The sequence below is a fragment of the Gilliamella sp. ESL0250 genome (assembly GCF_013345045.1).
Lineage (GTDB): Bacteria > Pseudomonadota > Gammaproteobacteria > Enterobacterales > Orbaceae > Gilliamella > Gilliamella apicola_H.
On sequence record NZ_JAAEDV010000004.1, the window covers coordinates 1 to 13,654 of the forward strand.

13 protein-coding genes are annotated in these 13,654 nt (G+C 36.1%); 1 reads left to right on the forward strand and 12 read right to left on the reverse strand.

The genetic code is table 11. The features are described from left to right. Positions 1 to 5: 5 nt before the first annotated feature. Positions 6 to 86, forward strand: a complete 81-nt coding sequence (locus GYY69_RS13040; protein ID WP_141670356.1) for an integrase core domain-containing protein — start codon at positions 6 to 8, stop codon at positions 84 to 86. Positions 87 to 518: 432 nt separating this feature from the next. Here the strand turns inward: GYY69_RS13040 and GYY69_RS04430 are convergent, their stop codons facing one another. The 12 genes from GYY69_RS04430 to mraY all read right to left on the reverse strand — a co-directional run bounded on the left by GYY69_RS04430 (position 519) and on the right by mraY (position 13,651). Further along, positions 519 to 860, reverse strand: a complete 342-nt coding sequence (locus GYY69_RS04430; protein WP_194240599.1) for a hypothetical protein — start codon at positions 858 to 860, stop codon at positions 519 to 521. Between the two features lie 629 nt (positions 861 to 1,489). Next, a complete protein-coding gene (yfbR, locus tag GYY69_RS04435; RefSeq protein WP_174796596.1) occupies positions 1,490 to 2,077 on the reverse strand; it encodes a 5'-deoxynucleotidase in 588 nt (195 codons plus the stop codon). An 83-nt stretch (positions 2,078 to 2,160) separates the two neighbouring features. Then, on the reverse strand, positions 2,161 to 3,075 hold the full coding sequence (gene lpxC, locus GYY69_RS04440; RefSeq protein WP_160431561.1) for a UDP-3-O-acyl-N-acetylglucosamine deacetylase: 915 nt from the start codon (positions 3,073 to 3,075) through the stop codon (positions 2,161 to 2,163). A 63-nt stretch (positions 3,076 to 3,138) separates the two neighbouring features. Next, positions 3,139 to 4,278 carry a cell division protein FtsZ gene (gene ftsZ / locus GYY69_RS04445; RefSeq protein ID WP_174796597.1) on the reverse strand — a complete coding sequence of 380 codons (1,140 nt, stop codon included), beginning with the start codon at positions 4,276 to 4,278 and terminating at the stop codon, positions 3,139 to 3,141. Positions 4,279 to 4,359: 81 nt separating this feature from the next. Then, the gene (gene ftsA, locus GYY69_RS04450; RefSeq protein WP_174796598.1) at positions 4,360 to 5,613 is read right to left on the reverse strand and encodes a cell division protein FtsA; all 1,254 of its coding nucleotides are present in this window, start codon (positions 5,611 to 5,613) and stop codon (positions 4,360 to 4,362) included. A gap of 21 nt (positions 5,614 to 5,634) precedes the next feature. Then, a complete protein-coding gene (locus GYY69_RS04455) occupies positions 5,635 to 6,468 on the reverse strand; it encodes an FtsQ-type POTRA domain-containing protein (RefSeq protein ID WP_174796599.1) in 834 nt (277 codons plus the stop codon). A 13-nt stretch (positions 6,469 to 6,481) separates the two neighbouring features. Next, entirely contained in the window at positions 6,482 to 7,390 is a 909-nt protein-coding gene (locus GYY69_RS04460) for a D-alanine--D-alanine ligase (protein WP_174796600.1), read from the reverse strand. A gap of 2 nt (positions 7,391 to 7,392) precedes the next feature. Beyond that, positions 7,393 to 8,841: a UDP-N-acetylmuramate--L-alanine ligase gene (gene murC, locus GYY69_RS04465; protein WP_174796601.1), complete on the reverse strand. Its 1,449-nt coding sequence runs from the start codon at positions 8,839 to 8,841 to the stop codon at positions 7,393 to 7,395. Between the two features lie 168 nt (positions 8,842 to 9,009). After that, on the reverse strand, positions 9,010 to 10,062 hold the full coding sequence (gene murG / locus GYY69_RS04470) for an undecaprenyldiphospho-muramoylpentapeptide beta-N-acetylglucosaminyltransferase (RefSeq protein WP_174796602.1): 1,053 nt from the start codon (positions 10,060 to 10,062) through the stop codon (positions 9,010 to 9,012). After that, positions 10,062 to 11,213, reverse strand: a complete 1,152-nt coding sequence (gene ftsW, locus GYY69_RS04475; protein WP_081303128.1) for a cell division protein FtsW — start codon at positions 11,211 to 11,213, stop codon at positions 10,062 to 10,064. The genes murG and ftsW overlap by 1 nt, the downstream gene beginning before the upstream one ends. Continuing rightward, positions 11,210 to 12,544: a UDP-N-acetylmuramoyl-L-alanine--D-glutamate ligase gene (gene murD / locus GYY69_RS04480; RefSeq protein ID WP_174796603.1), complete on the reverse strand. Its 1,335-nt coding sequence runs from the start codon at positions 12,542 to 12,544 to the stop codon at positions 11,210 to 11,212. Before murD ends, ftsW begins: the two co-directional genes overlap by 4 nt. A gap of 24 nt (positions 12,545 to 12,568) precedes the next feature. Then, positions 12,569 to 13,651 carry a phospho-N-acetylmuramoyl-pentapeptide-transferase gene (mraY, locus tag GYY69_RS04485; RefSeq protein WP_174796604.1) on the reverse strand — a complete coding sequence of 361 codons (1,083 nt, stop codon included), beginning with the start codon at positions 13,649 to 13,651 and terminating at the stop codon, positions 12,569 to 12,571. Positions 13,652 to 13,654 lie beyond the last annotated feature (3 nt).

Consider the following 13,654-nt stretch of genomic DNA (forward strand, 5'->3'; position numbering starts at 1 on the left):
TAACGATTTATAATACCGAAAGACCGCATGAGGCGTTAAATAACATGACACCGATTGAGTATAAAACACTAAAACAAGCAGCATGATTTTCTACGTGAGTTGTGTACTAGGTTTGGGGTATTTACAAAGGAAAATTCCCATTCTTCATCTTCTTCCTCTGGTTTCTTATATTCAATAGAATAAATCTCAATAAAACGAGTTTTATTTTCTTCGAATCTTTCAAAGAATTGCCCTCTCATTTCGTAGGGAAATGGATGGTAAGGATTATTGTATTTGCTCTTATTCATAATTAATAAAAGTTTTCCTGTCTAAATATTGTCCCTGATATCTAAAGTTTTACTCTATTGATTCGTGTTCAATTTCCTAAATACGCTTACCTCAAACCTGATAGTTTCATTCCCAGAGTATTTCGCCGTTTGCATTAGTAAGCTCTCCCGAATAGCCGTTCAAGTCGGTACGGTAGTAGCAATGTGAATGGCAAAATTAAGAGGTAACTCGATAATATTTCATTTTTTATTTTATAACTTTTCAACTAATAATTGTATTCTTGGTTTCCAGCCATTAATCCATTTACTTTCAATTTCAAAGGAATAATTTTTTATAGTGTAATAATCATCTTTATCATGATGAGAAATAAAACATTGATCGACACATTGACAAATCCAAATTAAAAGTTTTTTTATATCAATATCATTTTTAACTAGAGATAGATATTCTTCTACATTTTTTATTATAATCTCAATTAGATTGGCATGAAAAAAACCTTCTTCAAATAATGAATAGCAAAAAGTATCTTTTATTAAATCATCGCTATTTTGCAAAATTTTATTTTTTAAGTCATTTTTTATGTGTAAGTTCATTTCAATAACCCAGTCTCTCTTTTTGTTAACACAGATTTCTTTTCATTAAATGTACCATCTGAATTAATACGCCTTTAGATTTATTTCAAGATGAAAATGTCTTATAACGATCTTTGTGAAGATTGTGTAGATATAAATAATCGATATTCCTGAAAGGAACTCTATTAATTTTTGTTTTACTTGTAAATTTGAATATTTCTGTGCTTTGGAATTTTTTGCCTGTTGTTGTAATTGCATGTTTAACTGTATCGACAAAACTGCCGCAGTCGGATCGCTCCAAGCCATCCCATTAGTCACATACGGATACAGGGTCACCCCACCCAGTTCAGCTGGCTAAAGCATCATAATATCTGGAAAGATTGTAAAATAAGCTGGTTTCTCTGTCTAAATATTGTTATTGATACCTGAGATTTTGCGCTATTTAAATTTAAATGCCTAAATTGAAAATTCTCTGAAGATAAATTAAGACGGCAAGCTAAATGGTATAACAAAACCAGTCTAGGCCAAATACTGCATGTCGACACCAAGCAATCATATCTAAAATATAGGGAAACACCAAGACATTTAAAATTCATGATATAAAATATGATAAAGACAAAATAGGCAACAATTAACTAGATAAATCATTGTTACATAGTTATTTCATCTAATGACAAGCTAAAACTTGGAATAAAAACATCTAAAAAGTAATTCATTTCAGGGCTACTGCGTTCAGATAAAGTCTTTTTTAAACGTTGTTCAGCCAATTTAAATTCATTATTACCCGCGCTGAGTTCTTCAATCGTTTTAAGATAAGCACATAATGTATCCGCTTGTTTTACGATGCTTTTTTCTGCTTCATCATAAAAATCATCATCGATTAATGTTCTAAAATCATCTTGTAACTCTTTAGGGAGCATATTAATAAGTTTTTGTTGTGCTATTTTTTCAATCTTTTTATATTCAACCGTGATTTGCGGATTATAATACTTTGTAGGTGTTGGTAAATCACCGGTTATGACTTCTGAAACATCATGATACATGGCTAATAATGCGATTCGCTCAGGATTCACATGACCGTTAAATTTTTTGTTTTTAATTATTGCTAAAGCATGTGCGACAAAAGCAACTTGTAAGCTATGCTCTGATACATTTTCGGTTCTTACATTACGCATTAAAGGCCAACGATTAATTAGTTTCAATCGTGACAAATGAGCAAAAAAATGGCTATTATTCATTTAATTATCTCTTTAATATAAAATAAAAACGCTCCCATCAAAAATAGGAGCGTTTATAATATCTAACAATATTACTTATGATTTTACGCTAGAATCAGCTGTTGAGTACCCAATGCAAGTGGCACTGTTTGCTCTTCTGTAAATGTCACATATTCCCATGCATCTTGTTTCGCTAACAATGCTTGCAATAATTGATTATTCAATGCATGACCAGATTTATAACAAACTACTTCACCAATCATATTATGACCGCTCATATATAAATCGCCGATAGTATCGAGCATTTTGTGACGTACAAACTCATCTTCAAAACGTAAACCGTCTTCATTAAGCACTTTGTAATCATCAACCACGATTGCACAATCTAAGCTACCACCTAGGCATAGGCCTTTAGACTGTAACGCTTCGATATCACGCATAAAACCAAAAGTTCTTGCGCGACTGATCTGGCGAATAAACGATTCAGACGAAAAATCTAATTGATAACGTTGCGAACTACTATCAATAGCCGGATGATGGAAATCAATAGTGAAATCTAATCTAAAACCACTGTAAGGCCTTACTTCAGCCCATTTATCTCCATTCTCAACTCGAACTGTTTCTTTTATACGCAAAAACTTTTTGAGTGCATTTTGTTCTGCAATACCCGCATCAAGTAATAAATAAACAAATGGGCTTGCACTACCGTCCATGATTGGTATTTCAGGAGCATTAACTTCAATAATAATATTGTCAATACCAAGCCCTGCTAAAGCAGAATTGATATGCTCAACAGTAGAAATACGAACATTGTCTTCGTTTATTAAACAAGTACAAAGCATGGTATCACGCACAGATTTTGCATCTACCGGAAAATCCACATATGGATTTAAATCAGTACGACGATAAATGATACCTGTATTTTCAGGCGCAGGACGTAATGTCAAAGTAACTTTCTTACCGGTATGTAAACCAACACCAGTTGCTTGAATAGTCTTTTTTAATGTTCTTTGTTTCACTTTGCACCTACTTTGTTATGTGTTCTTATCGATTTCGACAATAAAAAATCAAATAAGTTCATTTTAATTCGCTTGCTTACGGATAAAAGCAGGAATATCTAAAATCTCACGATTATCAAGAGGAGAAGCTGTTGGTTCATTAACAACTTTCGCTAATTTATCTTCTTGTTGACCTAGAGTATTACTTTGACCAAATAAATCATTGCGTGGCACAGGCTTAGGCATTTTAACTTCTGGACGTTTATCCATACCAATACCAGTTGCAACCACTGTTACTCGAATTTCATCAGACATATCAGGATCAAAAGTCGTACCAACAACAACGGTGGCATTGTCAGAAGCAAATGCTCTAACTGTACTACCTACTGTTTCAAACTCTTCTAAACCAAGATCTAGCCCTGCAGTGACATTGACTAACACACCTCGAGCGCCCGATAAATCGATATCTTCAAGCAATGGACTCGAAATCGCCATTTCGGCAGCTTCTTCCGCACGATTATCTCCGCTAGCTCGACCAGACCCCATCATCGCATAGCCCATTTCAGACATCACCGTTCTTACGTCAGCGAAGTCGACATTGATATGACCAGGTTTAGTAATAAGCTCAGCAATACCTTGCACAGCACCTTTTAAAACACCATTAGCGGCAGCAAAAGCATCCAGTAATTTAACGCCACGACCTAACACTTTTAACAACTTATCATTCGGAATAGTAATCAGTGAATCAACATGTTTTGCTAATTCAGAGATACCTTGCTCTGCAAAAGCCATTCGTTTTTTACCTTCAAAACCAAAAGGCTTAGTAACAACAGCAACCGTTAGAATACCTAATTCTTTTGCTATTTCTGCAACGACTGGGGCAGCACCTGTTCCAGTGCCTCCACCCATTCCAGCTGCTATAAAAACCATATCAGCACCTTCGATGGCACTACGGATGACCTCACGATCTTCTTCAGCAGAATTCCTACCCACTTCTGGATTAGCACCTGCACCAAGTCCTTTAGTAACATTAGTACCGATCTGGATAGTTTGACCTACCTTAATTCTTTTTAATGCCTGTGCATCGGTATTTGCCGCAAAAAACTCAACACCTTCAATATGCTCAGCAATCATATGCTCGACAGCATTACCTCCGCCACCACCGACACCAATAACTTTAATGACTGCTGCTGGTTCATCATCTGCAACCATAGGCTCAAACATAACTTATCTCCAAATTTACGATCTAGGCACATTGTACAGATAATCATCTACAATGTCCACGAAGTTCTTGAAATATATTAGCTAAAACTCTTTTTTAAACCAACCGGTCAATCGTTTAGCTATCCCTTTTAATGATGATTTATTACTATCTTTTGCATCATCATTTAATAAACTTTGTTTTCCATAATGTAATAGCCCTATCGTTGTTGAACAATAAGGTTTTTGTACATAGTCTGTTAATCCAGATATATTCAATGGCTGCCCAATACGAACTTGATTTTGAAAAACTTTTTCAGCACACTCGACCATTCCTTTTATTTGTGCAGCACCACCAGTTAATACAATACCTGCCGCTAATTGGTATTTGATATTTTGTTTTTTAAGTTCTTCTTGCAATGTAAGTAACTCTTTTTGTACCAACGAGAGAAGTTCTGAATAACGTGGTTCAATTACATCAGCTAGAGTTTGTCGTTGTAGTGAGCGAGAAGGTCTACCACCTACACTTGGTACATCAATAACTTCATCTTTACCAATTAGCGAACCGACAGCGCACCCATAACGAATCTTAATATTTTCAGCATCCATTGGTGGTGCACCAAATGCATAGGCAATATCACTCGTCACAACATTACCCGCATAAGGAATGACAACTGAATGGCGTAAAGCACCACCAGTATAGACAGTCACATCCATTGTGCCACCGCCTATATCAATTACGCAAACGCCTAGTTCTTTTTCGTCATCCGTTAAAACTGCATAGCTAGAAGCCAATCCAGAAAAAATAAGTTGATCTACATTCAATCCACAACGTTCAACGGCTTTAACAATATTTCTAGCCATATCATTATGACAGGTGACTAAATGAACTTTGGCTTTCATTCTTACCCCTGATAAGCCAATGGGGTTTTTAATGCCTTCTTGTAAATCAATAGAATATTCTTGTGCAATGACATGCAAAATACGGTGCTCATCTAAAATTCTAACTGATTTTGCTGTATGGATAACATTTTCTACATCTTCAGCCGTTACTTCTTCATCCGATATTGGCACCATCCCTATTTCATTTTGGCAACGAATATGTTTACCTGAAAGGCTTAGATATACTGAAGATATTTGGCAATCAGCCATTAATTCTGCTTGATCAACCGCTCGTTGGATTGATTTAACGACAGACTCAAGATCGTTTACACCGCCTTTATCAACCCCTTTTGATGGGCAATGCCCTACGCCAATAATATTAACAATACCATCAGGAAGAACTTCACCAACAAGAGCAAGTACTTTGGATGTACCAACTTCTAGTCCAACAACCAATTTTTTTTCTGTTGCTTTCATACTTCAGCCTTAATTTATTCCTTACTGCACCATTTTTTCTTTTTGCACTGAAATACCATTTTCGTAACGTAAATCAGCTACCGTTATTCTTTCATTTTCTGGCACTCTTGATTGAATTTCTGGAAATAATTTAATAAATTGTTGATATCGCTGTTCAATGTTTTCACTACCTAACAGCAACTTCATTTCCTGATTTTCAAAGCAAGTACCAGATATGCACTGTTCTACCATCAATTGCCATGCATTACGCTCATCAGTTATAGCCGCTTTAATATGTAATGCCAACTGATTATTAGCTAATTTTTTAGAAAGATTCTCTAACTTATAATAAATTTCTAATGCTGGTTTTGCTTTGCCCTCAGGACCGTATAGCCTTGGCAATTGTAATGTGGCAATACGATCAAGTGGCACGCTAAAAACATTGCCATTTTTATCCAGTAAAAATAGGTCATTCCAATAAAGCACGGGTTTATATTCTTCCACATAGACAATTAACCTGTCTGGCCACTGCTTACGTATACTGGTTTGTTTAACCCATGGAAATCGCATCACTTCTTGCTGTATATCATTAACATCTTGTCCAATATAGGTATTAGGTAACCCTAATCCTAGAATGGCTTTCCGAAGATCATCCTCGGTTGTATAGGTATGTTCTCCACTTAACGTTAATTGCGACAATACCATTTGTTCGGGATCATCCATCCAATTTTTAAAGCTTTGAACTACCCAAATACTAATGAAAATAATCATAATAAAGAACAAAAAGCCTATCAATTGTTCTGTATTACGAAAAATAAGCAGCCGCCTTTTATTTTTATCATCTCGTCTATGCGCTGCTTGCCGAACTTGTTTCATAAAATAAGGCCAATTATAGCGTTGCCAAATTTAAGATTCTGGCTACAAGTTCATTAAATGACCAACCATGTTGTTTGGCTGCCATTGGCACTAAGCTATGATCAGTCATACCAGGTGCTGTATTCACTTCAAGCAAGTACGGATTTTGATCCGCATCGAACATAACATCGACCCGTCCCCAGCCTCTGCATCCAACCGCTTTATAAGCATCTAATGCTAATTTGCGAATCTGTTGTTCTTTGTCATCTGGTAATCCACTTGGACAAAAATATTGTGTTGAGTCCGATAGATACTTTGCATCATAATCATAAAATTTGGTAGTGGGTTTAATGCCAATTGCAGGTAAAACTTCTTCACCGACAATTGCCACTGTAAATTCTGGACCAGCTAAAAATGATTCAATCATAACCGCATCATCATATTGAAACGCCATGTCAATCGCACTTTTCAATTCAGAGGCTTCATTAACCCGAGCCATACCTACACTAGAGCCTTCATGAATTGGTTTTACAAATAACGGTAATCCAAGTTGTTTTACAATAGCATCAATATCAACCATCTGCGATTTATTAACCATAACATAGTCAGCAACAGGTAGGCCAAGCGCTTTCCAAACTAACTTAGTCTTTAACTTATCCATAGTCAGCGCGGATGAAAGAACATCGCTACCGGTATAAGGGATATCTTGATAAGTCAATATTGCTTGAATGATACCATCTTCTCCACCACGTCCGTGTAAAATATTAAATACTTTTGTAAATCCATCTTCTTTTAATTGTGTGATAGCGTAATTTTTCGTGTCAATAAGATGGGCATCAATACCATTTGCCAATAATCCTGCATGTACAGCTTTACCTGACTTAAGAGACACATCTCGCTCAGCAGAGGTACCACCATACAATACAGCAACTTTATCAACCATTTTTATAAAACCTCTTTTGAAAATAATTGAGTTTTGGCTAGTTGACGAGCAATACGACCAACACTACCAGCACCTTGTGTTAATAATAAATCTCCACCTTGTAATATCTCTTTCATAATTTCAGGTAAGATATCTAAATCTGAAACATAAATAGGATCAACTTTACCTCGATTACGAATTGAACGGCATAAAGATCGGCTATCAGCCCCAGCAATAGGCGGTTCACCCGCTGAATAAACATCTAACATCACAAGCGCATCAACTTGAGAAAGTACTTGGGCAAAGTCATCAAATAAATCACGAGTTCGTGTATATCGATGTGGTTGAAATAACATAACTAAGCGACGATCAGGCCAACCATTTCTAGCAGCTTGAATTGTTGCATTAACTTCACTTGGATGATGACCATAATCATCAACCATCATAATATCTCCACCATCAGCATGAGGAAAAACACCTAACAAATCAAAACGTCGACTAGTACCTGCAAATTTAGCTAATGCATTTATAATTGATTCATCATCAATACCATCTTCGGTTGCAGCAATAATTGCCGCTGCCGAGTTCAAAGCATTATGTTTACCCGGTGCGTTTAATTCTATATGTAGATCTTTATGATTTGGACGACAAACAGTGTAATAACTTACACCTCGCTCTTGACGGTAATTTTTGATAACAACGTCCGCTTTTTCATTAAATCCATAAGTAATAATTTTACGTCCTACAATAGGTAACAGCTCACGGTTAATCGGATCGTCATAACACATAACAGCTAAACCATAAAAAGGTAGATTATGTAAAAATGAAATAAATGTTTGTTTAAGGTTTTCAACGCTGCCTTGATAAGTATCCATATGATCAGGTTCAACATTGGTTACAATTGACACCATTGGTTGCAAATGAAGAAACGATGCATCACTTTCATCGGCTTCGGCAATAAAATAACGACTGCTACCTAATTGAGCATGAGTTCCTGCCGCTTTTACTAATCCCCCATTAACAAAAGTTGGATCCAGTTTTGCTTCAGCATAAATTGCAGTTACCATCGCGGTTGTTGTGGTTTTACCATGTGTGCCAGCAATAGCGATTCCATAGCGAAAACGCATTAATTCAGCGAGCATTTCAGCTCGTTGAATGACTGGTATACGCGCTTGACGAGCAGCAACCACTTCAATATTATCTTGTGAAATAGCCGAAGATATAACAACAACACTAGAATCAATCACATTTTCAGCAGCGTGACCAATGACAATTTTTGCACCTAACGTTTCTAGATGTTGGGTCACCGCATTTTCAGCAATATCTGAACCGCTAATTTCGTATCCTTCATTAGCTAGAACTTCAGCAATTCCCCCCATACCCGCGCCGCCAATACCCACAAAGTGAATATGTTTGACTCGTTTCATTTCAGGAATAATTGCCCTTAACTCCGCTAATTCCCTTGTATTCACTATCGAACTCCTAATTATTCTTTTGTTGTGCAGTGTATCGCGTCATATCATCATTGAATATTTGTATCGCAATTATTTTTCTTAGTCCAAACAAATCATTGACCCAAACATGCACCTAACCTGAAACTTTTTGGCAAAATTATTACATAAACTTATATCATAAACTAATCATTTTATCACTGACTCAAGGGTTTGTGCCACTTTTTCAGTGGAATTTACAATTGAGAGACTTTTAGCTTTAATTGCCATTTCAAGTAATTTGTCGCGATGTAAATTTAATAATAAATTTGATAACGATTCAACATTAAAATCTGGTTGCTCTATAATATCAGCCGCCCCTATATCAGCTAATGATTTTGCATTCCAAAATTGCTGACGATCTTTATGCATAAACGGAATAAAAATAGCACCAATACCGACAATTTGAATTTCACTAACAGTTAAAGCCCCACTGCGACAAATTACAATATCTGCCCAACTGTATGCACCGGCAACATCAGATATAAATTCAGTCACTTTATTATTTGTCATATCACAATCTTGATAAGATTGCATTACTGAATTTAACATTCCTTTACCCGTTTGATGCCATACCACATATTTATCCGACAACTTTGTTATCACTTGAGGCACAATGTCATTAAGAACTTTAGCACCTTGGCTTCCTCCCATGACTAATACTCTAATTGGTCCATGACGATCTTTGAATCGTTCTTCAGGTTGTGCAACAGTTAAAAGATCATTACGCACAGGATTACCAACTACTTCAGCCTTAGGAAAAGCGGTAGGAAATGCTTGCAAAACTTTAGTGGCAATTTTAGCTAGCCACTTATTAGTTAATCCTGCAATGCCGTTTTGCTCATGTAATACAACTGGTATGCCAAGGATTTTGGCGGCGATCCCTCCAGGACCAGAAACATATCCTCCCATACCTAAAACAACATCAGGACGATAGGTTTTTAAAATCTTTCGAGCTTGTAAAACTGCTTTTAGAATTTTATAAGGCGCTTTTAATAGTGCCATCATACCTTTGCCTCGTAACCCTGATATTTCGATAAAATCAATATCAATACCATTTTCGGGGACAAGATGTGCTTCCATTCGATCGGCGGTGCCTAACCATCTTACTTGCCAACCTTGCTTCATTAAATAATGCGCAACAGCAATACCCGGAAAAACATGCCCTCCTGTTCCCCCTGCCATAACTAATAATTTTTTCATTACTTTAATAACCTTATTCTTGCTTGCGCTTGTTGTTGTCTAAATTCAAAATCTATTCTGAGTAATATGGCAACCGCAATACTCATCACGATAAGACTTGAACCACCATAACTAATAAATGGTAGGGTTAATCCTTTAGTCGGTAACATACCTGATGTAACACCAACGTTAACAAACGTTTGAAAACCAAACCATATACCAATTTCACAGGCCAAATAACCTGAAAACAATGAACCTTCATTCAAAGCCCGATAACCAATTGCAAGCGCCTTAAATGTTAAAAAGAAAAGTAATGACAATAAAGCAACCACACCTATATACCCATACTCTTCAGAAATAATTGAAAAAATAAAATCAGTATGGCATTCAGGTAAATATCCCAATTTCAAGATAGAATTTCCCATACCTTGACCGGTAATTCCTCCACTACCGATTGCCATTAAAGATGCAACTAATTGATAACCAGAACCTGTTGCATCTTGCCAAGGATCAAGGAAGGTCAATAGCCGAGTTAATCGATAGGCTTCATATAAGATCAAGCAAATCACCGCACCGACCCCTGTTAGCAAAATAGCAATAAATTGCCACAATTGAGCACCAGCAATAAATAAGATACCAATAGTCACCATAAACAAAACAATAACTGTACCCAAATCAGGTTGCTTAAGTAATAAAATTGAAAGTACTGCCATGACAACCATTGGTTTAAAAAATCCCCAAAAACCACTTTGCACTTCTTCGGATTTACGAGATAAGTAACCCGCTAAAAATAAAAAGAGTGCTAATTTTGAAAGCTCTGCTGGTTGAAAATTGAATACACCTAAGGGTATCCAACGAGATGCGCCATTAATTGAAGATCCAATGCCTAGCACAACGATCAACATAATAATAGCAATAATTAGTAACACTGAACCAAACTGCTGCCAACGTTGCATCGGAATATACAACGTAATAAACATTAAAAATAGTGATAGTCCTAACTGAATAAGCTCTCGTTGTGTATAAAAGAAAGGATTACTTTCGCTAAATGACATCGATGCTGATGTGACCATTATCAGGCCAAATATCATTAAACCAAACACAGTCCAAAGTAATGAATTATCAAATGGTATATTTGGATTAACTTGTTTTTTTATCCAAAAAAATGTCATTGTTTACTCCTATGAACATATTCTTTGGCAAGTTTGGCAAATTGGTTTCCTCGATCAATATAATTTTTAAATTGATCGAGACTTGCACAAGCTGGAGAAAGTAAAACCACATCATTTGCTACTACTTTTTGTGCAATAATTTGTATGGCATCCGCCATTGTTTCAGTCATTGTTGTGACAGCTGGTGCTAATTTAGCTAACAAATTACGATCACGACCAAAACAGAAAACTTCAAGATTATTATTCAGTAAATAAGGAATTAAAGGCGAAAAATCCGCTGATTTTCCATCTCCTCCTAATAATAAATATAATTTGCCCTGACAAACAACGCTTTTCAAGGCCGCTTCCGTGCTCCCCACATTAGTCGCTTTAGAATCATTAATCCATTTCACACCATTTTGCTCAAAAACTAATTCAAAACGATGCGGCAAACCTTGAAATGAAGCGATTGTTGCTAAACTTGACTCTCGAGCAATATTTAATTTATCTGCTATAGCCAAAGCAGCTAAGGCATTAAGATAATTATGACAACCAACTAGCTTCATCACTTTGGTCGATAAAACAGGACTATTTTGAGCAATTAAATGTTCACATTGACTATCTAAATGGTAATCACCCATTTTTAATCCAAATGAGACACAAGCATGTTGCTTAGATATTGGTGATGTAAATTTATCATCATAGTTAGTGACACAATATTTTGCATTATGATAAATGCGTTGTTTAGCCTCGGTATATTGCATTAAACCAAGCGGATAGCGATCCATATGATCTTCTGAGATATTTAAAATTGTTGCAACTGTCGCTTGTAAACTGTAAGTTGTTTCTAGTTGAAAGCTTGATAATTCGAGCACATAGATATCGTAATCCTGCTTTAAAAGGGATAGTGCAGGTTCGCCTATATTCCCGCCAACACCGACTTTAATACCCGATGATTTAATGATATCACCAACAAGGGTTGTTACCGTTGTTTTACCATTAGCACCTGTGATAGCGACAATTTGTTTATTGGATTGTGCATTTACTTCACGGCAAAATAGCTCAATATCACCAATAATTTCAACCCCTTTTTTAGCTGCTTGTTGCAGTTCGGGCGTAGATAAAGCAATACCAGGGCTGGCAATGATTAAGTCAGCGTCAAGCAACCAATCAATATTTAATTCACCTAAATGGTAAGCAACACGTTCGTCTAATTGCTCAATCCCTGATGGAGATGAACGCGTATCAATAACTTTAGGTATAACATTTTGAGCAAGAAAATACTCAACACAAGAAAGCCCTGTGATGCCTAACCCAATAATAACAACATTTTTGCCCTGATAGCTAACCATGATTCCATCCCGATTTATTCTTAATTAACGCAACTTCAAGGTTAATAAACCAATCAATACCAACATTAATGATATAATCCAAAACCGAACAATAACGCGAGGCTCAGGCCAACCTTTTAATTCATAATGATGATGAATCGGCGCCATTTTAAATATCCGTTTACCGCGTAATTTATATGAACCCACTTGTAAAATTACTGATAGTGTTTCAATAACAAATATTCCGCCCATTATCAGTAATAAAAATTCTTGTCTTAATAAGACTGCAATAATACCAAACACACCGCCCAAAGCTAACGACCCAACATCGCCCATAAAAACCATAGCTGGATATGTGTTAAACCATAAAAAGCCAAGTCCCGCACCAATAATTGCGGTGCAGACAATCATCAATTCACCACTAAATTTAATATAAGGAATATGTAAATAGGCAGCAAAATTAACATTACCTGTTGCCCAAGATACGAGAGCAAAACCAGCTGCAACAAAGACAGTTGGCATAATGGCAAGTCCATCAAGTCCATCGGTTAAATTCACAGCATTACCAGCACCAACAATCACAACGTAAGTAAGCAGAATAAAGAATAACCCCAATTGTGGCATAACATCTTTAAAAAAGGGTAAAACGAGTACTGTTACTGCGCTATCTTTCCCATAAACATACAGACCAAAAGCAACAATTAATGCAATAACCGACTGCCAAAAATACTTCCATCTTGCAATAAGACCGGCACTATTTTTACGAATCACTTTTAAATAATCATCGGCAAATCCAATAATGCCATAACCAATTAAAACAAATAAGGTAACCCAAACATAAGGATTACGAAGATCTGCCCATAAAAATACCGATAAGATAATCGATGCTAAAATAAGCACGCCCCCCATAGTCGGCGTACCTTTTTTACTTAAATGTGATTCGGGTCCATCATGACGAATAACTTGCCCAATTTGCAATTTTTGTAACCCATCAATCACTTTCTGACCAAAAAATAAAGAAATCGCTAAAGAAGTTAATAATCCTAAAATGGCTCTTACTGTTAAATAAGAGATAACATTAAAAAAGGTAAAATGTTTCACTAAATATTCTGATATCCACACCAACATAAT

What these genes read in the sequence shown, in the direction of transcription:
- GYY69_RS04430 (WP_194240599.1), bottom strand. Translation starts at nt 860, where the DNA reads ATGAACTTACACATAAAAAATGACTTAAAAAATAAAATTTTGCAAAAT.
- yfbR (WP_174796596.1), bottom strand. Translation starts at nt 2,077, where the DNA reads ATGAATAATAGCCATTTTTTTGCTCATTTGTCACGATTGAAACTAATT.
- ftsZ (WP_174796597.1), bottom strand. Translation starts at nt 4,278, where the DNA reads ATGTTTGAGCCTATGGTTGCAGATGATGAACCAGCAGCAGTCATTAAA.
- ftsA (WP_174796598.1), bottom strand. Translation starts at nt 5,613, where the DNA reads ATGAAAGCAACAGAAAAAAAATTGGTTGTTGGACTAGAAGTTGGTACA.
- GYY69_RS04455 (WP_174796599.1), bottom strand. Translation starts at nt 6,468, where the DNA reads ATGAAACAAGTTCGGCAAGCAGCGCATAGACGAGATGATAAAAATAAA.
- GYY69_RS04460 (WP_174796600.1), bottom strand. Translation starts at nt 7,390, where the DNA reads ATGGTTGATAAAGTTGCTGTATTGTATGGTGGTACCTCTGCTGAGCGA.
- murG (WP_174796602.1), bottom strand. Translation starts at nt 10,062, where the DNA reads ATGAAAAAATTATTAGTTATGGCAGGGGGAACAGGAGGGCATGTTTTT.
- ftsW (WP_081303128.1), bottom strand. Translation starts at nt 11,213, where the DNA reads ATGACATTTTTTTGGATAAAAAAACAAGTTAATCCAAATATACCATTT.
- murD (WP_174796603.1), bottom strand. Translation starts at nt 12,544, where the DNA reads ATGGTTAGCTATCAGGGCAAAAATGTTGTTATTATTGGGTTAGGCATC.
- mraY (WP_174796604.1), bottom strand. Translation starts at nt 13,651, where the DNA reads ATGTTGGTGTGGATATCAGAATATTTAGTGAAACATTTTACCTTTTTT.